We start from the raw sequence: 24,783 nt of genomic DNA on the forward strand, positions 1-24,783 counted from the left end.
TCGATTGCGGTCAGTTGGGAAGAAAAAACAGATTAAGAAAAAACAACACCATGCGCACCTTCAGCTGCCGGCGGGGCGTGTTCAAAAAGCGCGTCATCCTTTATTGACCCTGGCGATCCTATTTGGCGGATTTTTTGTTTTGGTGAGTGGTTTATGGATTGTATCTTCCAGTGGTGTTGTGGCCAACCGCTTTAAACCTCAGTTGGAGACGGAACTTTCCAAAGCGCTGCAACGCCAAGTGACGATCGGCCGGATCGAAGGCGGTTTGTTTGACCGCGTGGTGTTGCGGGATATGCTGCTTTCCACCCGCAGGACTAATCCCGAGTCGCTGGATATCACCATCCGGCGCGTGGTCGTGCAATATTCTTTGTGGGACATCCTTATCCGTAAAAAATCATTGGCAGAGAGCTTACATCACATTCAGCTTATTCATCCCCTAATACGTATTGAAAAATCACCGGATGGCAAATGGCGCGGGCCGCAATTGTCCGGGAAAGCCTTCGGTCGAATGACGGCCGGGCCTGCCGCACCGGCTCAGATGCTGCCTAAAATTAAGCTGACACTGGTTTCGGGCGAAATCAAAATATCGGATGGGATTCATACCGCCAGTATCAAAAAACTTAAAGGCTTGTTGAATTTAAAGGACCCGGCGGCGGCGCGCCTTTTTCTTTCCGGCAGGACTGATCGTTGGCGCCGGCAGAATATCAGGATTTCCGGGATCATGGATTTGACAACCAACTCGGTTAAGATTAGATTGAATGCCGGCCGGGTGGAGCTTGCACCGCTTGACAGTGTTGTCAAACTCTCCGACTATTTCCACATTCAAAAAGGACAGGCGGACCTGGAATTGAAGATTCATTCACGGGAACCCACACCGGATGACCTCATCGCAGGGTTTGGCATTGCAGGCAAAATGGTGCTTTATGATGCGACCTTGCAATCTGAGTTAATTGATGATCCGGTGCAGAATATATTTGGTGTGGCGAATCTACAGGACAACAACATCACCTTAAAGAATATGCAGGCGATTTTAGCGGATATTGCCTGGCAGGCACGCGGGGTGGTGAAAAATATCAAGACACCTTATTTGAATATTCGTGTACAAAGTGATGCCTTGGAATTGTCGGAATTGGCTGCACGGCTTCCCAACCTTTCTTCATTAGGGCCGGTTGGTGCAGGCAAGGCTGCGATTCTTATCAAAGGTAAGGCGCCTGATTTGACGGTGACAGCCAATTTTAGTATGCTGAAAGGGAAAATTGGAAGACTGCAGATCCGGAAATTTGAGGTGATCACACGCTACCGTGATCGGGAATTGCGGCTGATGCTGGCACGCGGTATTTTTGCCCGGGGATGGGTTGAGGGACGAGGCCGGATATTATTTCCGAGAAACAAAGCGGGTGTGCCGCATTTGAGCTTTCGCGGTGATGCCAAAGATTTGAATTTAGCGGATATCGCGGATTTGTTTCACGTAGAGGCAATTGACGGGAAAGTCAGCGGCATGCTCACGGTCGAGGGTTCTTTGGAAAAGCCGACACTCTATGGAAAAATTACATCCCCCAAGGTGAGAGTTTCCGGGATGCAGTTTGATGCCATCCAAGGTCAATTGGAGTACAACCATGATGCCATCCGGCTTAATTTTAATACAGATTGGGGTGTTCTGCGGTCGGCGAAATTTGATATTGAAGCGAAACGCGAGAAAAAAGGCTGGTTACTCACCCGGTTTTTGGTGAGCCGGGGAAAGCGGGAACTGCTTCGGGCCGGCGGCACTTGGAATCGTTTGGGTCAGGATGTGCTGCATGGAAGCCTTTTCACGAAGAATTTACCCATTCAATTGATTCCTATGCTGCCGCCGGAGGCCAAGCATTTAAACGGGGTGCTTCATTTTTCAGGTAAAATCAGCGGAACAAGTGAATTGCCGCTTTTGCAGGGAACGTTTAATACCGATAAACTGATAACCTACCCCGGCGGGAAGGTAAGTGCCTGCGGGGATATTCATTTATCTTCAAAAAAAATGGAACTCAATAACGTCTGGCTGGACCAAAAGCGGATTGGCTTGAAAGGCAGGTTGGTGTATGGGGAAGAACCCTACCTGCAAAGCGAGATGAAAATGACCCGGCTGCCATTGAAGCATTTCATGATATTAAGTGGCGTGAAAAATGTCGCTTCAATCAGCGGATTGATTGAGGGTGTTGTTGAGGCTGTCGGTCCGGTGAGGGAATTAAAATGTAAAGGAGATCTCCGGTTTCATAAACCCCGCTGGGGGGATGTGAAAGGCAAGACCGGGGCGTTGAAATTTTCGACCAATGGGAAACGTATTTGGGTAAAAGAAATGGAATTGGTGCAAACGTCCGGGAAGTTTAAGGGTGTTTTGGAGACGGAGTTGAGCAAGACAGAAGGGTCTTTTCAAATACTCACGTGGATGGAATCTTTTGAAATCAATAAACGGAATTATACCGGGGACCTGAAGATAAAAGGGACCACCACCGGGTCGGTATCTGATTCCCGTTATGCTGCACAGTTGAATCTGGATAACATTGAGGTCGATCAGCATCGTTTTCCTCCGGCAACCGGTCAGATGGCATTTCAGGGGAATCGCTTGACACTGAAGGAATTGAAATGGGGGACGGATCTTTCTTTCTCCGGCGAGGCGGTTTTCGGAAAAAAACTTTTTGCCAAACTACAGCTGCAGACGCAGTCCGGGAATGGGTCGCACCTGGAACGGGGGCTTTGTCGGAAAAAATTTCCGGTGCACTCGCGATTCAGGTTGACCATAATAATATTGATGCCAATTTGCGCGTACATTCCGGGAAAGATGAGATGCAAGGGGAGTTTGAAGCGCGTCTGAATGGAAGGCGGTTGTCGCGATTTCTGGGGCGGCTGCAAATTCAGGATATCCATACACCCTTGTTGTTTGATTTGTTTATGCTGGCCAAACCGGATCATTCTCCGCAAGGAAGAGTTTCGGGGCGTGTTCTTTTTGATGGCGAGCAGGGACAATTGGATCGACTCGAGGGTGATTTGCAATTTTCTGATTTTAAATTTGGGGAGTGGCATTTTATTACACTTAAAACCGCCTGGGAGAAACGTGGTCCGCAATGGAAACTTAAACTGCTTGAAGGCACACAAGCCAGAGGCCGTCTGCAGGCTGAACAAGGCGGCATGCAGGCCAATCCGGATGGGTCCTTTGCAATTTCCCTTGATTTGCTGACGGATAATTTCAGTTTTTTTTCCAGGAAGTATCACGGGCATTTTGCGGTAGACGGAAGTTTGGATTTGCAACCTGCGCCTGATCTCCAGTTGGCGGTGGTGAGTTCTGATTTCCAACTCGATCGATACCCCTTTGGCGATTTTCACGCATCGGTCCGGTTTTGGGATGATAAAATCAGGATTCGTACGCCGCCGGATATTCCTGTCCAGATTGCCGGGGATCTTGGTTTGTCGCCGGACGGGGCAGTCATTTTTAACCGTCTCTCGATTTATGACCGGCACCAAGTATACATAGAATCATCCGGCCGGATTGACGGTACGCGGACTTCTGATCTTCGTATCAAGGTGAAGAACGTTAAGGCGGATTTGCTGACCCGCTGTTTGGGGTGGCCCCAACCCTGGACCGGTATTGCGAACGGGACCTTCCATTATACAGATGCTGAAGGAATTCCGAATTTTGATATACAGGTTAAAGTTGAGAACGGCAGTGTGCTTGATTTGCCGTTTGATGTTTTTCATGGAAACATTGTGATTGATCATCATTGGCTTTATTTCAGGGGACGCGAAGGCCATGCGGTTTTAAACCGGCACGGCTGTTACCAGCTGAATCTTAGTGGTAAGCTTCCGGTGCCGCAAAATGCCGAGGCAACGAAACGTCTTCAGGGCGCTGAAATGGATATACGGGTGCGGATGCCGGAAGGCGATTTGTCTTATATAACGTTTATTCCGTATTTTTCCAGGGCAACCGGTAAGAGCATGTTGGATTTGAATATCAAAGGGACGATGGACTATCCTGCCATCTTCGGCAGAGCTACAATTGACGGGGGCACTTTGTGTCCGCGGGTGTATACCCCTAAAATTGAAAAACTCAATGCAGATATTGTCTTTGAAGATAACCGGGTTTATATTAATCAACTTGAGGGCATGATCGGCGGTAGTAAACTGGAAATTACTGCAGGCCCCAAGGCGGATTGGGCGAGTGTTTTTCGGAGATTGCAGCCGCATGAACTGAATTTAAAACTGGATACCCGCGCTGGGGCAATCAAAACCGGAAATACCGATGATTATGAATTCATGGATGCCAAGGTGAAGATGGATGCGACCCTGGGGGGGACCTATGAAGCGCTGGTTTTAGGCGGTGTTTTTGAAGTGGCAGACGGACAATTTACTTTTCCGCCGCGGATGCTCACGGAGTTTGCCAAAAAAATGAAGACCGTCAATGTGAGTTACGATAATTTTAAAACCATCACGAAAAACAATTTATGGTTTTATAATGATGTGGTAAGGGCTTTGTTGAAACAAAATCAGACCGTTGTTTTCAACGGCGGCAAACATAATTTTTCCGCTGAAGGGCAAATTTCAGTGGTGCGTGGTTCTTTTACCTACCTGGACACGGATTTTAATCTTAATGCCAATGAAGAAACAGTTGTGGATTTTCAAAAACAGGCGAAACCGCAACTCAGGGGTCTGGCGGAAACAACCATTCGCAATGTGGGTATTAAAGATGAGGGACGGTCGCGTGATGCAACCATCTATCTCCAGGCGCGTGGAACGGTTGGAGAACTTAAAATAAGTTTGTATTCCGATCCTGAAATGACACAAGCGCAAATTGTATCCTTGCTGACATTGGGTGAGGACTATTCCAGCTGGTCGCAGGAAGAAATTGATCAGAAGGTCCAGAATGCCGGTGCACGTGTCTTGGGGAGACTGGCGGGAAATTTAATTGGAAGAGAAATTGAGAAAAGTATAAAAAAGATTACCCCGCTGGATGTTATTGATATACGGCTGGGCGGGGTGGAGAAACTCGCGGACTCAATTATGACAGGGAGCGGCAATTCCGGCAGTGCACAAGCCGGTGAACAGGATGATATTACGGGAACGAGTCTTTTAGACGAGACAGAGATTGGTATGGGAAAGTATTTGACCAACGATCTTTTTCTTAATTACCGGGGAACATTGAGGGATAGAGGAACTGAAGGCGGCGGGCTCTCGTGGGAATCATCCGTGGGTCTGGAATACAATCTCGATTCTTCCAAAAAAATAAAAATTTATAAGAACTTTGATGAAGATTCCAACCAAGAACTTTTTTGGGGTATTGAAGGCCGCTTGAAATTTGAGGGGTGGTCGCCGGACAAAGCAACAAAAGAAATAGAAGCGGCCGCTGAACTTGAATTGACCGTAACACCGGATTTGAAAAAAAAATGAACTAAATTTTTTCATCAGTGTCCTATTTGCATGCCAAGGGGAACGAATCACAGCACACGATCACGATACCTTGGCTACCTCACGTTTGGGATTGACACCGGGGCAGGGTTGTGATGCCTGCCCCCAATTCTTTCGCAATTTAAATATGGGTATATCGCGGGAATCGCTTGACGCAGCATGGCAGTTCTGATAGAATCGGTCAAATTTTTAGAGAAATGGAGGATTTTTAGCCTGTGTTTTCAAGGCTTTTTAAAGTAATTTCACTTTTAGCGGCTCTCTTTTATTGCCTATCTCATACCTCTTTTGCGGTCCAGTTGAAGAACAAAGTGATCAGCGACGTGCAGGTAACCGGCAGCACGACGATTGCAGGTGATGAGATTGTTTCCTGGTTGGCTGTTAAACCCGGTGAGGAATTTCAGGATGTGCGTTTGGTTTTGGACCGGGATTTAAAAAATATCTGGAAGACCGGAAAATTTGAGGATGTCAGTTTCGCCGTGGTTCCGCTGTCGGATGGAACCGTGCGTCTTTTGATTTCAGTCGAAGAAAAACCGGTGGTAAAAGAAATTCTTTTTACCGGGAACAAAGCGTTTGACAAAAAAAAACTATTGGAAAAAATGGAACTCAAAATCGGTGCCAGATATGATGCGTTCACCGCAGAAGCTGCTTCCGAAAAAATTGCTGATTTTTATAAAGAAAAAGAATATTATAAGGTGTCTGTTATACCGTCGGCGGAAGTTAAAACCGGCGATGCAGAGATAACGTTTGCAATTGTCGAAGGGATGAAGGTTAAGATCACCGAGATCGTGGTAACCGGCAACAAAGCCTTTGCCGAGGGTAAAATAAAGGGCTTTATGGAAACCAAAGAAGCGGGATGGTTTGTGGGCGGGATTTATAAAGAAGAAACTTTTATTGAAGATATGAAAAAAGTGCTTTTGCATTACGCCAAAGAAGGTTATTTAAAAGCCCGTGTTTTTGGGTTCGGTCTCAATGATATAGAATTAAATCGTAAAACCATTGTGAACAAAGCTTTGTTTGTGAATGAGACGGAAAAGGAAATGACGATCACGCTGGAAGTGGAAGAGGGGCTGCAGTATCAGGTGAAAAACATTACGGTGAAGGGCAATATTATTTATTCAAGTGAAGACCTTTTTGAACGTATGGCACTTAAACCCGATGCCATTCTTGATTTGATTACATTTGAACAGGATATGCATATGATTCGTATGGCATATTCGGAAAAAGGATATATCTTTGCGGATATTTCACCGGAAATGGAGTACAACGATGATGCCGGCACCGTAGAAATTGAAATTATTATCCGTGAAGGCACGATTGCCCGGGTTGAACGTGTTGATATTCGCGGCAATACCATGACCAAGGACAAAGTGATACGCCGTGAATTAACGGTGAAACCGGGGGAACCGTTCGATTCCAGGAAAATACAGCGGTCCCGGGAAAAAATTTCAAATCTTGGTTTTTTTCAGGACGTCAAGGTAACCACGGAACCGGGCAGCACCCCTGCCGAGCAGGTGTTGGTCTTCGATGTGGCAGAGCGGCATACAGGCACCATCAGTCTTGGCGCTGGGTATTCATCCGTAGATTACTTAATGGGATATTTACAGTTGACCCAGGCCAATTTATTTGGTAACGGTCAGTCGGTGAGTTTGCAGTGGGAATTGGGAAGCTTGCGCCAGAGTTGGCAAATGTCTTTTACAGAGCCATGGTTGTTTGATTCGCCGGTCTCTTTTGGCGTGGATGTCTGGAATATCAACAAGCAGAGGGGATATTCCGGCCAAGATTACAATCTACTTTCACAAGGTGGCGATATCCGGTTGGGACGCCGTTTTACTGAACATTGGAAGGGGTATTTAACGTATAAATTGGAGAGCAATGAATATACGGACCTTGACTCTTCGTTGGATGGAATTTATGAAGAAGGCCGCAGCGATACCAGCTCTGTGACACCCACGCTCGTTTATGATACCCGAGATAATATTTTTGATCCCACCCGCGGGACGTATCAGAAGTTTTCTATTGAATGTGCGGGTGGTTTTTTGGGCGGGGACAATAATTATTTTAAGTACAACTTGGATAGTACCCTTTATATCCCGCTTATTTGGCGGTTGGTGCTGGCCTTGCATGGTGAAGCAGGGTATGCCCGGGCGTTTGACTATGGCATCAGTGCTGTTTCCAATGTTCCGCCGGCAGAGCGTTACCGTGTCGGCGGTACGGATTCGGTGCGGGGTTATGGTGAGGGTGTTTTCGGGTCGAATTTGGAAGGCAACGGCGGCCGTTTTAAGCTTAATACCAATATTGAATTACATTATCCAATTATCGGTCCTTTAAAAGGTGTGGCCTTTTTTGATGCGGGGAATACATGGAGCGGCATTAGCGAAGCGTTTGATGAGGAGATTTTTCCTGATCGTGAAACAATCGGGGCGGTCACTTATTTTTCAAAGAATCCCTCATTATACAAAGGGGTGGGCGTGGGATTTAGGTTGACGGTTCCCGGGACGGTTATTTTAATCCGCTTTGATTTTGGGTATCCTCTGGACAACAATCCCAATGGTGGTCCGCCGTCTTTGCAGTATCACTTTAATATCGGAAATATTTTTTAGACAAGAGGCTTTAAAAAATAAGGGAGGCATGGCAATGAAAAGAAAGCAATTATTACAATGGATCGTGATTCTGGCAGGTGTTTTAACCCTCGGGTTTCATTCGACAGCTTGGGCCAAAGTTGCTGTTGTTGACACGGGAAAAGTGGTGAAAGAATATAAGAAGATGCAAGAAGCCCAGACCCGGCTGGAAAAAGATGTGGAAGATAAAAAAATGGAACTGAAGCGCATGAGCTCCGACTTGGAAAAAGATAAGAACAATCTTGATAAACAAAAAGGTATTGTCTCGGAATCCAAGTATAAAAAATTGCAAGGCAAATTTGAAAAGAAGCAGGATGTCCTGCGTGAAAAATATCGTGAAATGCAGAACTCTTTAATGAACCAACAGAAAACATTGCTGGAAGGTATTGTCAATGATGTGAAGGCAATTGTTGCCAAAATCGCCAAAAAAGAAAAATATGAATTGGTCCTGGATAAGGAAAGTGTTCTGTTCTACGATGGTGATGATATTACCTATAAAGTGTTGGATAAATTGAATTCGAAATAATTGAAATTACGGAGTATGCGTGAATGGCTTTTTCAAAAACGTTAAAAGAACTGGCTGAATTGACCGGTGCGACCTTGAGCGGGCCCGATGCTGAATCCGTGGTGATTTTAAGTGTCGGGCCGCTTGAACAGGCGGGTGCAAATACGCTGAGCTTTTTAGCCAATAAAAAATATCGCAATCAGTTGGAAACCAGCACGGCGGCGGCGGTTGTGATTCCGCCTATGATTGAGTATGACAAACCATGTCTCGTCAGCAAAAACCCCTATTTGGATTTTGTGAAAATTGTGTATCTTTTTGCGCCCCCGATTCCTGTTCCCGAACCGGGCGTGCATGCAATGGCAGTGGTGCATCCCGGGGCCAAGCTGGGGAAGGATGTGGCAATCGGACCTTTTTGTGTGGTAGGTGAAAACACCGAGATTGGTGATCGCACGGTTCTTGTAGCTCAGGTTTATGTCGGCGAACAAGTGAAGATTGGCAATGACTGCTGTCTTTATCCTCAGGTCGTCCTGCGGGAACGCTGTGTGCTGGGTAACCGGGTCATACTGCATCCAGGTGTGGTGATCGGTGCGGATGGTTTTGGATTTGCACCTGATGGCGAGACATATAAAAAGATTCCCCAGATCGGGAATGTTGTGATTGAGGATGACGTAGAAATTGGTGCCAATACCACAGTGGATCGTGCGGCTTTGGGTGAAACCCGGATCAACCATGGGAGCAAAATCGATAATCTTATTATGATCGCTCACAATGTGAAAATCGGGAGCAATACGGTTATTGCCGGACAGGCCGGTATCAGTGGCAGTACCAAGATTGGTAACAATGCCATGGTGGGAGGTCAAGTCGGCACGGCAGGGCACATTCATATTGGGAATAACACGATTTTAGGTGCTCAAGCAGGTATTTCGCGTGATGTTCCGGATGGGGCGTTTGTTTCCGGCTATATGGCCCGCCCCCACAAGGAAGCTATGCGTATTTTAGGGGAGACGGTACGTCTGCCTGGGCTGAGAAAAAAAGTTGAGGATTTAGAAGCGCGTTTGAAACAACTGGAAAAAGAATGAGCAAACCGGTTTTAGTTCAAACGACCTTAGCGAAGCCGGCGAGTCTGGAAGGTATTGGGCTGCATACCGGTGTCACGTCTCAGGTTGTGTTTGAACCGGCGCCTGCAGATACCGGTTATGTGATTGTTCGTACCGATCTTCCGGGAGAACCCCGGCTTTGCCCGGCAGTGGACCTGGTCTCGCAAACCACGCGGGGAACAACCCTAAAAGACGGTGATGTCGAAGTACATACCGTTGAGCATGTCCTGGCGGCACTGGTAGGCTTGGATATTGATAACTGTATTATTAAATTATCCGCCTTTGAACCGCCGGTCATGGATGGGTCTTCGCAGGAATTTTCCGAAGCGATGGTTGCAGCCGGTATTGTGGATATTCCGGAGAGTGAAAAGAAAATTTACCGGGTTACCGAACCACTCGTGATTCAAGACGGCAAGAAAAGTATTGCAGCCTGGCCTTATCCGGGCTTGCGTATCACCTATGAATTGTATTATGATCATCCTTGGCTGCAACCCCAGCGGGTTGATCTTGAAATCAATCCGGAGGTTTTTCGCGCACAATTGGCGCAATGCCGCACATTTTGTTTGGAACAGGAAATTGATTGGTTAAAATCCCAAGGATTGGCCAAAGGCGGGACACGGGAAAACGCCCTGGTGATTGGTGAACACGGACTGGTTAATCCGCCGTTTCGCTGTGAACATGAATTGGCATTTCATAAAGTGTTGGATTTTATTGGGGATCTGGCATTGGCGCGTTGTAGGGTGGAAGGACATTTTGTTGCCAATTTTACCGGCCATGAGATGAATGCCCGTCTGGTGAAAGCACTTTTGAATCAAGCAAAAAGAATAAAGCATTTGGAGAGGGGGAAGGGAACATTGGTTATTGAAGCGCAGGAAATTGAGCAGTTGTTGCCGCACCGTTATCCCATGTTACTGGTTGACCGTGTGATAGATCTTGAGGTCGGCAAACGGGTTGTGGGAATTAAAAATGTAACAATGAATGAACATTTTTTTCAAGGGCATTTTCCCGGGCATCCGATTATGCCGGGGGTACTGATTTTGGAAGCCATGGCACAATGCGGTGGTGTGCTGCTTATGAAAAGCTCCCCGGATTCAGTCGGGAAGGTTGTTTATTTTGTGGGCATTGATAAAGTCCGGTTTCGCAAACCTGTGGTGCCGGGTGATCAACTCCGTTTTGAACTTTCGGTTGACAAAATAAAAGCCAGAATTGCAAAAATGCTGGCAAAGGCTTATGTCGGGGATACGTTGGTTTGTGAGGCGGAATTTATGTCGACCTTAGTCGCCCGCTAGTTGGATTTTCAAAAAACGAAAATTCTTTAAGGAGAGAAAACGTGGCTGTTAAAATCCATTCTGCTGCAATTGTACATCCTGATGCGAAACTTGGGGTTGATGTTGAGATTGGTCCGGGCGCAATTGTGGGAGAAAATGTTGAAATAGGTGATCGTACTCAGATTGGCGCCTATGTGGTGATTGACGGAGGTACAACGGTGGGGATAGAAAATCGTGTCTTCACCGGTGCGATTCTCGGCAGTGAGTGCCAGGATCTGAAATTTAAAGGGGAACGCTCTTTTACCAAAATCGGCGATCGAAATACGATTCGTGAATATGTAACCATAAACCGGGCAACCGCGAAGGATCTTTATACCACCGTTGGAAATGATAATTTGATTATGGCCTATGCCCATGTGGCGCATGACTGTACGGTTGGGAATAACAATGTGCTCGCCAACGGACTGGCCATGGCAGGGCATGTCACCATTATGGATCATGCTAATATTGGCGGATTAAATGCATTGCATCAGTATGTGCGTATTGGTTCCTATTCCATGATTGGCGGTCTTTCCCGCGTTCCTAAAGATGTACCACCCTTCATCATGTGTGCAGACACACCCTTGCGGATTGTCGGAATCAATAAAATTGGTCTGGAAAGAAAAGGGTTTGGCAAAGAACAGGTCAAGGCAATCGAAAAAGCCTACCGGATTTTATATCGCTCCAAGCTGAATACGTCTCAGGCCTTGAAAAAACTGGCTGAAGAGCCCGGTACGCCGGAAGTGGATATGCTCATTCAATTTATAAAAGAATCCGAACGTGGCATCGCGAAATAAACCGGCTGTAATCCCTAAAATCGGGCTTATTGCCGGTTGGGGTGAATTTCCCTTTTTGGTCGCGCAGACCATGCAGCAAAAGGGGAAGCGCGTGGCGGCGGTTGCTTTTCCCGGCGAAACTTTTCCTGAAATAAAAACGTGTGTCGACGAACTGCATTGGATCAGTATTGGGCAATTGGGTGAGATGATTAAGATTTTTAAGACCGCAGGCATTACTCAAGTTGTCATGGCGGGAATGATTCGGCATAAACACCTGTTCGCAAATTTGAAGCTTGACTTAAAGGCGGTTAGTTTGCTGGCGACCATGAAAGATAAACGTGCTGATTCAATTTTGTGCGCAGTCGCAGGCGTCTTGGAAAAAGAAGGAATACGTCTTGTTTCGCCTTTACCGTATTTAAAAGTCAACCTGCCAGGAAAAGGATTGTTGACAAAGCGTAAACTAACTCAAAAAGAGCAGCGTGACATTACGTTTGGATATAAAATTGCCAAGCATGTCGCGCGGGCGGATATCGGTCAGACCGTTGTGGTCAAGGACCAAGCGGTGATTGCCGTGGAAGCCATGGAAGGTACGGACGCCTGTATTCTCAGAAGTGGTGAGTTTACCCGTGGCGGGGCAGTTGTCATCAAAGTGCTTAAACCAACCCAGGATTTGCGTTTTGATACACCGGTGATCGGACCCAATACAATTGAGTCGATGCTGAAGGTTAAAGCCGCTGTGCTGGCATTTGATGCGGATAAAACCCTTTTTCTTCAGAAAGAAAAAACCATTGTTATGGCAAATAAGAAAAAAATTACCCTGATTGGTGTCTAGGAGTTTAAGCAATTAGTTGCTTTTAGGTATTGTTCGTCACCCCGGTGAAAACCGGGGTCCAGAAAAAGTTTTAAAATTCAGATTCCTGGATACCGGCTTCCGCCGGTATGACGGCAAAATATAAATAATCCGACTAAATGCTCAGACTCCTAGGCCGCAATACTAACCGCAAAGTTTTAAAATGCAATTCCCAGATAGATGCCACCTCCAACAATATAAGCCAGCGCCAGTAATTCGGAAGCATCCGGCGCTTGAGCTGTGACATATCCGCCGTTCACAAATAGTCCCAAAACGACCCGCTGGGCAATGATAAATTTGTAGCCGGCCTCGAGATGGGCTGTGCCAATTAGAACATTGGTATCAACCGGAGCTTCATTATGAGCCCGGTCTTCATAAGTTCCGCTAAATCCTATAAAGTCAAAACGCGGGCCGAGATGAAATCCTTTAGGAGCTGCGCCGAAAGGATAAAACCGGCCTGAGATACCTGCACCATAGCCGCTGACCGAATAAATCCAGTCGTAATCATCATCTGAACTGCTTTTTCCCCCCTTGGCCTCCCAGATTGGGATAATGTTGGCACGGATACCCAGGCCGAAATGATTGCCTAAGGCGATTTCGTATTCTGGACCATAATTACCTGTGGCGACTCCTAAAAGATTGACCATTAAATTGTTTTTCAGTTGTGAGGCAGAGGCGGTATGACTGATGACTGAAAAGATGACAAATGCCAGGAAAAAACTTAAAAATAACGTTTTTCTTGAGAACAACATCTAGTATTTCCTCCTTTTTGTGATTTTTAAAGTTGCACACAGTATATGGTATGAGTATGGTTATGCAAATCTAAATTTTGTGTTTTTTGTCGGATAACTGCTTGACAGAACATTTTATCAGATGGTATAGTCACCACAATATATTGTGGTGGACACCTATTTTACTCAAAGTATCGGTACAGTATGGGGTTTACTTAATTTAATTAATTGAAAGACCGGTATTATTTTAGATGTGATTTTGAACGAGGGGGACTGGAACGTGTATTTTAAACGACTGGAGCTGCAGGGTTTTAAATCATTTGTGGATCCCACACGGCTTGATTTTGAATCTGGTATTTCAGCAATCGTTGGACCCAACGGATGTGGGAAATCAAATATTGTCGATTCCATTCGCTGGGTTTTAGGAGAACAAAGCGCCAAATCCCTGCGTGGTGCACGCATGGAGGATGTTATTTTTAATGGTACGGACCAGCGTAAGGCGGTTGGTATGGCCGAGGTTTCCCTCACCATGGACAACCAGGATCGTCAACTGGCGAGTGATCATGATGAAATTACCATTACACGTAGAGCTTTTCGCTCCGGTGAGAGTGAATATCTGATTAACAAAACCGCCTGTCGTTTACGGGACATTCATGACCTTTTTATGGATACAGGTATTGGCACCAACTCCTATTCGATTCTGGAACAGGGAAAAATTGATTTAATTGTATCCTCTAAACCTGCAGACCGGCGGTTTGTATTTGAAGAAGCTGCCGGTATTTCCAAATATAAGTCACGCAAAGATGAATCGTTGCGAAAACTGGAGGCTACTGAACAGAACTTTTTACGTGTTAATGATATTGCCGTGGAAGTAAAGCGGCAGATTAATTCTCTGGAACGGCAGGTGCAAAAAGCGCGGCGGTATCAAACTTTTAAACAGGAGTTGACAACGCTGGAGGTTGCTCAGGGGCGCAAGGAATTAAAAGTGCGGCGTAGGCAGCTTCGGAAGATTGAACAGCAGTGGGAGGAACGGCGGACACGTGCAGATGAATCCGCGCGGGGTAAGCAGACATTTGAAAACGAACTGTTTCATTTAAACAATGATCTCGCAGAAGCGGAAGCGCAGCTGTCACAGGCGCAGGGCTCAGTGCATCAGGTTGCCGAAGAAATTATTAAAACCGAGGATTTTGTTCATTCCTCCGAACTTCGGAAAAATGATCTTGAAATTGGTATTGCACGTTCGGAAGAGGAAGTCAAGGCATTGGATGGAAAAGAAAATCAGTTGCGGGAGCAGAATAAAGATACGCTGGATGCCCGGGAGAAAAAGGAGCAAGAGTTTAGGTCCGGACAAAGCGACTTGGTTACAGAGGAAGATCGCCTCAACACGCTGGAACAGGAACTCAAAGAACGGGCGGCCAAGGTTCAGGATCAGCAGAGCCGCTTGCTTCAACTCGTTGATCAAATGTCAACCCTGCGGAATGCTTTGAAAAATTTGGAACTTCGTATGGGCGAACAAAAACAACAGCTGGGGAAGTATGATTACCAGCTTGACCAGTTGGCGGAACAAAATCGTGAAATGCTTGAGGGGAAAAATACGTTGGAAAATGAGTTTGCCGGTGTTAACCAGTCACTGGAAGCACTGCGGACGGAACGCGACCGCTTAAGCATTGAAAAAGAACGGCTTGAGCAGGTGATGAAAACCTTAGCGGCCATGCTGGAAAATTTTAATAAAACCATTACTCAACTTACCTCACGCCTGACTTGGATCGAGGAATTGAAGAACGGACTTGATGGATATGAAATGGGGGCCAAGACCATTTTGCTTGAACATAATGCCGATCCGGATAAATTTCCCGGCATTATCGGACCTTTGGTCAATTTTATCCGAACGGAACAAAAATATGAGTTTGCCTTCGAAGCCTTGTTTGGGCATCAACTACAATATATTTTGGTGAAAACGGAGTTACAGGGGCGGGAGGCCATTGCTTTTCTGGCGGAGGACAATCGAGGCCGGGCGACATTTATTCCGCTGGAAGCGTATACGGCGGCATCAGAATCGGGGACCGGTGTTGAATCAGTAGTGTCTTGGATGCAGCTGCCCGGCATCTATGGTCCGGCAAAAGAGCTGGTAAGGGTTGATGAGCGGTTCCGCAGGGTTTTTGATTACCTTTTGAAAGATGTTGTGATTGTAGAATCTGCTGAGACAATTAAGCAGGCACGTGCCAATGGTGCAACCTGTACGTTGGTTTCGATAACCGGTGAACTTCAGACCAGCGAAGGCTGGTTAACGGGCGGGAGCCAGGATATCATGGAACGCGGATTGCTTGGCCGCGAACGTGAAATCGAGGAATTGAAAAATGAGCTGGAGCTTTTGGAATCCAATCTGGCCAAAACTCAGGCTGAATCAGACGAAACTGTTTTGAAACTTGAGGAAACTACCGGGAGCCTTGAAGGTGCCAACACTGAATTGCATGAATTGGAAATACGGTATGCCCAGATTGAGAAATCTTTGGAAAGTTTACAGCTGCAATTAGGCGAAGTGGAAAAACAGATGGAATCACTTCAACAGGAAAGAACAACGGTGCAAACGGCACTTGATCAGACCACGGAAGCGCATACGACAACCGCCCGGCAGCTGATGGATCTGGAATTAACGGATCAAAAAACCCAGGAAGAGCTTTCCCAGCATCAGGTGGAAATTGAGGAACGGCGCAAAGAATATGATGAACGTTCCATGCGGGCCGGCGAGTTGCGGGTTCGTGCGGCTTCACTGGAACAGCAAATGAACAGCATGAATGCGGAATTAAGCCGGGTAACAACGGAATTAAACGAGATGGCCAATACCAAGGCCGAGAAAAACAATACCATCCACCGTGACAGGGAACGGTTTTCCGATATTGATTTTCAAATGAAGGAAAAGCAGGCATTGCTGGAAAGGCTCTCGGAAAATAAAACCAGTCAGGAACAAGAACTCGATTCTTTGCGGCAAAAGCGCCAGGAGCTTGTTTCGAGCAAGACCCATAAAGAAAAGCATTCGCGGGAAATTCTGGATGTGTTGGACGTTATTAAACAAGAACTCCATGAACTGGAATTGGAAAAAAGCCAGTTGCGGATGAATTTGAAGTCATTGGAAACATATCTTGAGGAAGAATATAAACTTAATGTGACCATGGAAGAGAGTGATGATCAAGTCGAAGAGGCACCGGCTGAGGAATTCCAAAGTCCGGAAGCGTTGCAATCGCGGGTAAAAGAATTAAAAAATAAGATAGAAGGTATGGGAACCGTCAATTTGGTTGCGATGGAAGAATATGACGAACTCCAGGAGCGGTATGAATTTCTTTCGAAGCAACTCGCTGATTTGAAGGATGCAAAAGAAAATCTTCAAAAACTGATCACCAAGATTAATCATGAAAGTCGTGAACGTTTTTCAGATACTTTTACGCAGGTTCGCGCAAAATTCAAAGATGTTTTTCGTGGTCTGTTTAATGGCGGGGATGCGGATCTGGTGCTGGTGGATGAGACCAATCTGTTGGAAACCGGGATTGAGATTATTGCCCGGCCGCCGGGAAAGCGGCTTCAGAATATTTCATTGCTTTCCGGTGGTGAGAAGGCCTTGACGGCAATTGCATTGTTATTTGCTGTTTTTTTGATTAAGCCGAGTCCTTTTTGTATTTTTGATGAAATGGATGCACCGCTGGATGATACCAATACCGGACGTTTTGGAAAAGTTTTGAAGGAATTTGCCAAGAAATCACAGTTTATTGTGATTACCCATAATAAAATAACCATGGAGATGGCAAGTGTCATGTATGGTGTTACCATGCAGGAATCAGGTGTCTCGCGGCTTATTTCAGTTAAATTTGCAGGGGAACAAGCTCCTCAACCGGTGGTGGCCCCGGTTGCAGAAGAAGAAGCAGCACTGAATTAAAGCAAGCTGGTTGGAACACTTCTTGATTATTATAGGTTTAATTTGTTCGGACAAAATCTAACAAAATAAATAATGCGCGATTGACAATTTATTTTCCTACATGCTAGAATCGTATGAAAAATCAATGGGATAGAGCCAGATACATTCATTAGAAAGAACATTTTTGTTTATTGGTTGTATACCGGCAGTTTATTTTTCCCATCAAATTCCTATTTTATTATGTGTGTCTGGAAAAAAACAGATAGATCAGGATGACCACAGAGAGTGCGTTGTGGAATTTTATTGAAATGTTGGAGGCGACAACAAAGATGATACTGCGCAAAATCCCAGTGCTACCTGCCCTTTTAATTCCGTTTGTTTTATTGATGTTTTCCGGTTGCGGTAAACCATCCAAGGAAAAAGAAATTAAGATCCAGTTTAATGTTTCCGGCAATGCGCAAACCCAGCAAAAGGCTGCGGAACAGCAACGTATTATTGCCGAGCAACAACGCAAATTGGATGAACTGCGCAAAGCGCTTACGCAGGTTCGCCGCAGCGGCGGCACCCGGTCCCGGAAACAGGTGGAGCAAATTGAGCAGCAGATTGCAGCTGTGGAAGAACAGATTTCCACAGTGCCTGTTTCGCAGGCGTCGGGCGCTAAGAAAGCTGTGCCAAAGATTTCGGCAGCCAAAGCAACCGGTTGGGCAATGTTCAGGAAAAATGCCAAAAACCGTCCTGCATCCGGTACGCCGATTTCGCCGCCGCTTGATTTGCAATGGAAATACCGGACTGGCGAACAAATTGATTCTTCACCGGCTTTGGTGGGCGGTGTGGTTTATATCGGTTCCGGTGACGGGAAAGTCTATGCGATCAATGCCAAGGATGGCAGGCAGATTTGGGAAAAAACAACGGGCGGTGGGATTACATCTTCACCCTCGGTTGTGAAAGGTAAGGTCTACATTGGTTCTCAGGACACCTATTTGTATTGTCTCAATGCTAAAAACGGAAAAATGGTCTGGCGCGCACTGACCGGCGGCCCGATTAATTTTTCCAGTCCGGCAGTTATCGGAAGTGTAGTGATTATCGGCAGTATGGATAACTCACTCTATGCCTTCAACGCGGGAAACGGCGTCGCAGTTTGGAAAAAGCAACTTGACGGTCCGGTTGCCGCCAGTCCCAAGATTAAGAACGGCAAGGTTTATATTGGCAGCTTGGGCGGGACGTTCTATTGTTTGGATGCTGCCAGTGGTGATGTTGCTTGGAAATTTAAAGCGGAAAGACAAATTTTTTCAAGTGCAGCCATTGGAGAAAACATGGTTTATTTTGGTTCGGATGACAAAAATATTTATGGCCTCAATCTTGAGTCCGGAGAAGTGGCGTGGAAATGTGCTACCGGCGGATGGGTTTCCTCGAGTCCGTGTATTTCAGGGAAATATTTATTTGTCGGCTCCAAGGACAAAACTGTTTATGCGCTAAACAACGAGACGGGTGGCATTCGTTGGAAGACGAAGTTGAAAGGGACGATTCTTTCTTCGCCGGTTGAATTCAACGGTATTGTTTACATTGGTGCCGGCACCTCGGTTTTTGCCCTGCGTGCCAAAGATGGCAAAGAAAAATGGAAGTATACCGCCGGGGGAGCAATTAATTCTTCGCCGATTATTTCCGAGACCCTGTTGGTAGTGGGATCTTTTGATAAGAGTGTCTACGGATTTACTTATATTCCATAAGGAACTGGTTAAACCATGGCAAATACGAAAACAAAGGTTCAATTTGGATTAACGCACAAAATAACCTTGCTGGTTATTATTGTCGTAACCGTGATTATGGGAATTGTCTCTTATTTTACTATTTTTCAGGAAGAACAACTGAAAATAAAGCAGACTGACAAGCGGATGACGGATACCGCCAATATGATCGCCGCACTCAAGTTGATTGAACCGCTGGCAGGGGAACGGGTGGCATGGCCGATTTTCCGTGAGTTTATTAAAGTTGTGCGGAATCTTGATTCTAATATTTTATATATCTCTATTGTGGATACCGACGGCAAGATCAAGGCGTTTGCGCTTAATCCGGCGACTGCGGCATCCTTAGACACCACATTGGAAGGGATCGATGAGAGTGAAGATTCCCTATTGAAATTAACCCAGCATACGTTTTCGTTTGAAAATACAGCTAAAATATCCGGTGATATTATTGTTGAAAATACCACGATTGCAACGGTTAATCTGCGTTTTTCGCTGCTGGCATTAAATCGGGAACTTATGCTGGCAAAAATACGAAATATCCTGTTGACGTTTGTCATGATGGCATTGGGGTTTGGCGGGGCATTTTGGGTATCGAAAACCGTTACACCAATGCGATGGCCCGAGTGGCCACGGGTGACTTGAGTGTTGCGGCAATTGTTAGAAGTAAAGACGAGATCGGTCTTTTAACCCAAAGTTTTAATCTTATGGTCCAGGATCTCAAAGAAAAAGTCCGGATTAAGGATGCCTTTGATGTGGTGGCGGATGAACTTAAAGAAGTTGAAAAAATAAAGGAATCCTTTGAACTTTATATCAGCAAAGAAGCTCAGGAACGTTTTGTGGATATTTCTGCATTGAAGATTACTGAGCATGCGGGGAACCGTCATCCGGTGACACTATTATTTGCAGATCTGACTCAGGTTGCCCAACAAGCGACGACACAGGATGCAGCCAGTCTTTCCGAAGCGCTGGAAGCCTATTTCCGGAAATTTGTAGCGACGCTTTTTGAATATGAAGGACAGGTTTACAAATTTACTGAAAATATGTTTTTGGTTGCTTTTGGTATTCCGACAGTTCATCAAGATGACGATCGGCGCGCCATATTAACCGCTGTTAGTGTTCAAAAAACCCTGGCGGATATCAACAAAGGACGCATGACCCGGCAGGAGCCTCCGCTTTATGTTTCGTTGGGTGTTGTTTCCGGAGAAGCGGTGGGGTCTTTGTTGACACCCAAAGGATTGGGGCCGACCGAAGTCGTGCGTGATTATCTTGGGTTTACCCAGAAGATGAGCAAGCAACCATTTTCTGTGGTTATGATTGCCGGCGATATTTTCCGGCGGGTTAATAATTTAATTCGCGGAGAAAAAGTTGAAGACCTCCAAATGCCGGATACGGGTGAGACCTTGGAAGTATACCGGATTACAGGCGCTAAGTTTTAGAAATTTCAGGGAGTGTGTTGCTGTGGACCAAAATTATTATGAAATATTGGAAGTTTATCCGGCAGCCGGTGATGATGAAATCGAGACCAATTACAGGATGCTGCTTTATAAATATCATCCTGATCATAATCCCGACCGGGCTGATTGGGCGCATAAAATGACGTCCAAGGTGGTCGAGGCATTTCAATGCCTCATTGATCCCGCGAAAAGAAAATTGCATAATTTTCAAATTTACTGCCCGGTAAAAAAGAAAGTCCCGGAAAAGAAATTTATGTTTTTTCAAGGGAAAAAGAAACAACAGTGGCAGGCTTCCATGGCACAATTCGGCGCAGGGATTGCGTTGTTTGACAGGCAAAAATCCAAAGCGATGGTCAAATTTAGAGAGGCTGTTTTGCAATGGCCGAAATTCCCGGAATCACTTTATAATATCGGGCTCTGCTTTGTCGATATGCGTAAATTTGATGAGGCCCGGACCTATTTTAAAAAAGTAAAGGCCTTGAATCCCAAGGATACCGATATCCAGAAAACGCTACGGCGTCTGGATGACCTGCTAAAAAAGTGAACGGATTGAAAGGCGGCAGTTATGTCCAAGATTATTGGAATTGATTTAGGGACCACGAATTCCTGTGCAGCGATTATGCAGGACAATGAGTTGGTTATTATTCCTAATTCCGAGGGTATGCGGACAACCCCGTCGGTTGTCAGTGTTATGAAAAATGGCGAGATTGTCGTCGGCGAGCCGGCCAAGCGCCAGGAAGTTATTAATCCCGAGAGTACGATTTTTTCGGTGAAACGTTTTATGGGGCTGAAACTGGATGATCCTTCCGTGCAAAAGGATCTTGAATTGATTCCGTACAAACTGGTGGCAGCCTCCAACGGTGATGTGAAAATCGAGATTTACGGCAGGAGTTATTCACCGCCCGAAATATCAGCGATGACGCTTGGGAAAATCAAGCGGGATGCAGAAAGTTTTCTTGGGGAAAAAATTGAAAAAGCTGTGATTACCTGTCCGGCTTATTTTAATGACTCGCAACGACAGGCGACCAAAGATGCGGGTAAGATCGCAGGATTGGAAGTCTTGCGTATCATTAATGAACCCACGGCGGCATCATTGGCATCAGGGTTTGATCGCAAGATAAAACGTAAGGTCGCGATTTATGATTTGGGCGGTGGTACATTTGATATCAGTATTTTGGAATTGGGGAATGGTGTTTTTGAAGTTAAATCAACATCAGGTGATACCCACTTGGGCGGGGATGATTTTGATCAAAAAGTCATTGATTGGCTTATAGAAGAATTTTTAAAGCAGGAAAAAATAGATCTGCGCAGTGATCGTATTGCCTTGCAGCGGCTTAAAGAAGTTGCTGAGAAAGCCAAGTGTGAAGTTTCCGATAAACCGGTGGCTGAAATTACATTGCCGTTTATTGCCTCGGACGAAAGCGGGCCCCGGCATTTAAATGCCAAATTAACGAGGGCCAAGTATGAAGAACTTACCAAGCAGCTGGTGGCAAGCACGATTACGCCCTGTGAACAGGCATTGCATGATGCCGGTTTGAAGCCTGCTAATATTGATGAAGTGGTGATCGTAGGCGGCATGACGCGTATGCCCAAGGTGCGCGAGGCTGTAAAACGACTGTTTAATAAAGATCCGTATCCGGGCGTTAATCCTGACGAAACGGTTGCCGGTGGTGCGGCCATTCAGGCTTCGGTGCTCAAAGGAAATATTCGCGATATTTTATTACTGGATGTAACGCCTTTTTCACTGGGGATTCGTACAGAAGGCGGCATGATGTCTAAAATCATTGAAAAAAATTCAACCATTCCGGTAAGAAAGGGTGAGATTTTTTCTACAGCCAAGGATAATCAAACCTTTGTTAGAATTCAAGTTTACCAGGGTGAAAAACCCATGGCCGCAGACAACAAATTGATCGGTACGTTTGATTTGGTTGGGATTCCTTCTGCGCCGCGGGAAGTGCCGCAGATTGAAGTTTCATTTGATGTCGATGCCAACGGTATTGTCCGCGTCTCGGCAACTGATTTGGGAACCGGAAAAGAACAGGCGATTAAAATCACACCCAATTCGGGTCTCTCGGAATCCGAGATTACGAAGTATGCCAAAGAACAAAGCGAGGCCAAAATGCCTGACCGGCATGATGCGAGCAAGCATAAATCATTTGAGCAGGGGAAACAAGTAGACTACTCGGAAGTGGAATCCGATAAACCGGAAGATGAGGCGGAATTGAAAAAAATAGGGAAAAAGAAAGGGTTGTTCGGACTTTTCGGAGGGTAATTCATTTATTCAGCTGCCTCGAATCATCAAATAAAACGTTTTCAAATTAACCAAAATATTTTAAAATAGGCCTATATTTATATTGTTTTATAACCTGTTACAGTATATCCGTTAATCCCATAAGGAGGGATATCATGGCAACCAGTAAGGGTCACCGCATCGGTGAAATGCTGTTGGATGAGGAAATTATTACAGAAGAACAACTTAAAGAATGCCTTCAGGAACAAAAAGTCACCGGTGAAAAAGTCGGTGAAGTCATGGTGCGCAAAGATTATGTGACACTTGAAGTCCTGATGGCATTTTTAGGGAACCAGATGGGGGTTCCCTATATTTCGCTCTCGGAAATGAAGAATGTACCTCAGGCGCTTTTAAAGTTGATTCCGGAACAGTTGATGCGAACCCAGCATGTTATTCCAGTGAGTAAAAAGGGCAATACCCTGATTCTGGCCATGGTAGATCCCACCAATGTGTTTGTCACAGATGATATTAAGATGACAACCCGCTGTGAGTTGGAATTGCGGCTTTCTTCTGAAAAAGAGATTAAATCGGCATTGGATAATTACTTTGGTTTTAGAGAAGAGGATACCGGCGAGTTGGTGAAGGCCTCGACGTCGGATGATGCATTTGGAGTTGCTCCGGCAGGGATGAATGCGCAACCGGCAAAGGTATCCCCGGCGGCACCAAGTATGTCTTCGATGGCATCTGCTGCGGAGGCGGCTGCGCCGCAAATGGATTCCGGTATGGAACAGGCTTCGGCGATTCCGACTGCGACCGCCACCGGCACCGGTGATACACCGGTTATTAATTTTTTAACCAGTGTTTTGGTAGAAGCTTCAAAAGTAGGTGCTACGGACATTCATTTTGAACCGTATGAAAAAAGTTTTCGGATTCGCTGGCGGATTGACGGTATTTTGCAGGAGGTTCAGTCACCGCCGCGTTCCTTGGCCAACGCCCTGTCATCGCGTTTGAAGGTTATGGCTGAGATGGATACGCAATCTCAGGGACAGGCTCAAGTGGGGAAGTTGAAATTAAAAATCCCCGGCAAAGATGTCTCCATGTCTATTTTGATTGCTCCCACGATGTGGGGTGAAAAAGTTGTCATGCATATCATGAATACGGAAAATGTTATTCTGGAAGTTGATAAACTTGGGATGGATCCGGCGCAATGCGATCTCTATCGTCGTTTGATCCAGCAGCCGCATGGAATGATTCTTATTATTGGACCCAGAGGGAATGGTAAGACCACGACGGCTTATGCAACCTTGAATACGTTAAATCAATCAACAAAAAATGTTTCTGCGGTTGATGAGGCGGTTGACTATTCCCTGCCGGGGGTTAATCAGGTGGTTGTGAATGAAAAACGCGGGGTGACCTACCAGTCGGGTGTCCGCTCAATGTTGGATCAGGATTCGGATGTGCTTTTGGTGGGTGAGCTCAATGACCTGGAAATTGCGCGCATGGTGCTTGATGCAGTCCCCTCCGGGCATATGATTATTTCCACCCTGCATGCAAATGATGCCGTATCAACGCTACAATATATGGTCAACATGGGTATTGAACCGTATTTGGTGGGTGCTGCCATTACGGCGATTGTCAACGAACGCTTGGTTCGGATGGTCTGTCCGCAATGCAAGGAAAGCTATGCGGCTCCGCCTGAAATTGCGAAGTATTTGGGAGCACCGGCCGGTAAAAAAGCTGCGCTGACACGGGGGAAGGGCTGTGAGCATTGTTCGCAAACCGGGTACCGCGGCCGTCAGGCGGTTTTTGAGGTGATTCCAATTAAGGAAGCGGTTCGCGATATGATTATCAATAAAGCACCTGCTGCTGTGATTAAAAAAGCGATTGCCGAGACACCGGGTTTTGTTTCCCTCAAGGCGCAGGTTGCCAAGAAAGTACTCGCCGGTATCACATCCTATGATGAGCTGCTTAGGGTGGCCAGTTAAATAAATTTTTAGAAAACAAAACAGTATAGGGGTGAAGCCGCATCCTTTGGGTATGTCTGTATGGGGATGAACATTCACCCCTATTGTTTTATCAGGTTAACGCGAACACAATAGTCAGCCTGCCCGCCAGGTGAGCTGGTGGGTTTTT

Annotated in this window: 16 protein-coding genes; 15 read left to right on the forward strand and 1 reads right to left on the reverse strand. The window is 45.9% G+C overall.

Features of this window, described 5'->3' with window-relative positions; all coding sequences use genetic code 11:
- The first annotated feature begins 4 nt into the window (after positions 1-4).
- The 8 genes from K8S19_02320 to lpxI all read left to right on the forward strand — a co-directional run bounded on the left by K8S19_02320 (position 5) and on the right by lpxI (position 12,565).
- Positions 5-2,845, forward strand: coding sequence for a hypothetical protein (locus K8S19_02320; GenBank protein MCD4812520.1), 2,841 nt, complete (start codon positions 5-7; stop codon positions 2,843-2,845).
- Positions 2,728-5,412, forward strand: a complete 2,685-nt coding sequence (locus K8S19_02325; GenBank protein MCD4812521.1) for a translocation/assembly module TamB — start codon at positions 2,728-2,730, stop codon at positions 5,410-5,412. Before K8S19_02320 ends, K8S19_02325 begins: the two co-directional genes overlap by 118 nt.
- A gap of 314 nt (positions 5,413-5,726) precedes the next feature.
- Complete coding sequence (bamA, locus tag K8S19_02330; GenBank protein MCD4812522.1) at positions 5,727-8,030, forward strand: outer membrane protein assembly factor BamA; 2,304 nt, start codon at positions 5,727-5,729, stop codon at positions 8,028-8,030.
- Positions 8,031-8,064: 34 nt separating this feature from the next.
- Positions 8,065-8,574 carry an OmpH family outer membrane protein gene (locus tag K8S19_02335; protein MCD4812523.1) on the forward strand — a complete coding sequence of 170 codons (510 nt, stop codon included), beginning with the start codon at positions 8,065-8,067 and terminating at the stop codon, positions 8,572-8,574.
- Positions 8,575-8,597: 23 nt separating this feature from the next.
- Entirely contained in the window at positions 8,598-9,632 is a 1,035-nt protein-coding gene (lpxD, locus tag K8S19_02340) for a UDP-3-O-(3-hydroxymyristoyl)glucosamine N-acyltransferase (protein MCD4812524.1), read from the forward strand.
- Positions 9,629-10,939, forward strand: a complete 1,311-nt coding sequence (locus K8S19_02345) for a bifunctional UDP-3-O-[3-hydroxymyristoyl] N-acetylglucosamine deacetylase/3-hydroxyacyl-ACP dehydratase (GenBank protein ID MCD4812525.1) — start codon at positions 9,629-9,631, stop codon at positions 10,937-10,939. Before lpxD ends, K8S19_02345 begins: the two co-directional genes overlap by 4 nt.
- A 41-nt stretch (positions 10,940-10,980) precedes the next feature.
- Positions 10,981-11,754 carry an acyl-ACP--UDP-N-acetylglucosamine O-acyltransferase gene (lpxA, locus tag K8S19_02350; protein ID MCD4812526.1) on the forward strand — a complete coding sequence of 258 codons (774 nt, stop codon included), beginning with the start codon at positions 10,981-10,983 and terminating at the stop codon, positions 11,752-11,754.
- The gene (gene lpxI, locus K8S19_02355) at positions 11,738-12,565 is read left to right on the forward strand and encodes a UDP-2,3-diacylglucosamine diphosphatase LpxI (protein MCD4812527.1); all 828 of its coding nucleotides are present in this window, start codon (positions 11,738-11,740) and stop codon (positions 12,563-12,565) included. The genes lpxA and lpxI overlap by 17 nt, the downstream gene beginning before the upstream one ends.
- A 176-nt stretch (positions 12,566-12,741) precedes the next feature.
- On the opposite strand, the gene K8S19_02360 is transcribed toward lpxI, so the two are convergent.
- A complete protein-coding gene (locus K8S19_02360) occupies positions 12,742-13,335 on the reverse strand; it encodes a hypothetical protein (GenBank protein ID MCD4812528.1) in 594 nt (197 codons plus the stop codon).
- 259 nt (positions 13,336-13,594) lie between these two features.
- On the opposite strand from K8S19_02360, the gene smc reads away from it, so the two are divergent.
- The 7 genes from smc (at position 13,595) to tadA (ending at position 24,635) form a co-directional block, all read left to right on the forward strand.
- Positions 13,595-17,242, forward strand: a complete 3,648-nt coding sequence (smc, locus tag K8S19_02365; protein MCD4812529.1) for a chromosome segregation protein SMC — start codon at positions 13,595-13,597, stop codon at positions 17,240-17,242.
- 308 nt (positions 17,243-17,550) lie between these two features.
- Positions 17,551-18,948, forward strand: a complete 1,398-nt coding sequence (locus K8S19_02370) for a PQQ-binding-like beta-propeller repeat protein (protein ID MCD4812530.1) — start codon at positions 17,551-17,553, stop codon at positions 18,946-18,948.
- A 15-nt stretch (positions 18,949-18,963) separates the two neighbouring features.
- Positions 18,964-19,608 (forward strand): hypothetical protein, encoded by a 645-nt coding sequence (locus tag K8S19_02375; protein ID MCD4812531.1) that lies wholly within the window; start codon positions 18,964-18,966, stop codon positions 19,606-19,608.
- The gene (locus K8S19_02380; GenBank protein MCD4812532.1) at positions 19,551-20,402 is read left to right on the forward strand and encodes an adenylate/guanylate cyclase domain-containing protein; all 852 of its coding nucleotides are present in this window, start codon (positions 19,551-19,553) and stop codon (positions 20,400-20,402) included. Before K8S19_02375 ends, K8S19_02380 begins: the two co-directional genes overlap by 58 nt.
- A gap of 22 nt (positions 20,403-20,424) precedes the next feature.
- A complete protein-coding gene (locus tag K8S19_02385; protein MCD4812533.1) occupies positions 20,425-20,964 on the forward strand; it encodes a DnaJ domain-containing protein in 540 nt (179 codons plus the stop codon).
- 21 nt (positions 20,965-20,985) lie between these two features.
- Entirely contained in the window at positions 20,986-22,692 is a 1,707-nt protein-coding gene (gene dnaK / locus K8S19_02390) for a molecular chaperone DnaK (GenBank protein MCD4812534.1), read from the forward strand.
- Between the two features lie 134 nt (positions 22,693-22,826).
- The gene (tadA, locus tag K8S19_02395; protein ID MCD4812535.1) at positions 22,827-24,635 is read left to right on the forward strand and encodes a Flp pilus assembly complex ATPase component TadA; all 1,809 of its coding nucleotides are present in this window, start codon (positions 22,827-22,829) and stop codon (positions 24,633-24,635) included.
- Positions 24,636-24,783 lie beyond the last annotated feature (148 nt).

This window comes from bacterium (genome assembly GCA_021108215.1).
Taxonomy (GTDB): Bacteria; Oederibacteriota; JAAXVQ01; order JAAXVQ01; family JAUVAV01; genus JAIORK01.

Bases quoted from the DNA above. Each gene is read 5' to 3' on its own strand.
- K8S19_02335 (MCD4812523.1), top strand. From the start codon at position 8,065: ATGAAAAGAAAGCAATTATTACAATGGATCGTGATTCTGGCAGGTGTT.
- lpxD (MCD4812524.1), top strand. From the start codon at position 8,598: ATGGCTTTTTCAAAAACGTTAAAAGAACTGGCTGAATTGACCGGTGCG.
- K8S19_02345 (MCD4812525.1), top strand. From the start codon at position 9,629: ATGAGCAAACCGGTTTTAGTTCAAACGACCTTAGCGAAGCCGGCGAGT.
- K8S19_02360 (MCD4812528.1), bottom strand. From the start codon at position 13,335: ATGTTGTTCTCAAGAAAAACGTTATTTTTAAGTTTTTTCCTGGCATTT.
- K8S19_02370 (MCD4812530.1), top strand. From the start codon at position 17,551: ATGATACTGCGCAAAATCCCAGTGCTACCTGCCCTTTTAATTCCGTTT.
- K8S19_02375 (MCD4812531.1), top strand. From the start codon at position 18,964: ATGGCAAATACGAAAACAAAGGTTCAATTTGGATTAACGCACAAAATA.
- dnaK (MCD4812534.1), top strand. From the start codon at position 20,986: ATGTCCAAGATTATTGGAATTGATTTAGGGACCACGAATTCCTGTGCA.
- tadA (MCD4812535.1), top strand. From the start codon at position 22,827: ATGGCAACCAGTAAGGGTCACCGCATCGGTGAAATGCTGTTGGATGAG.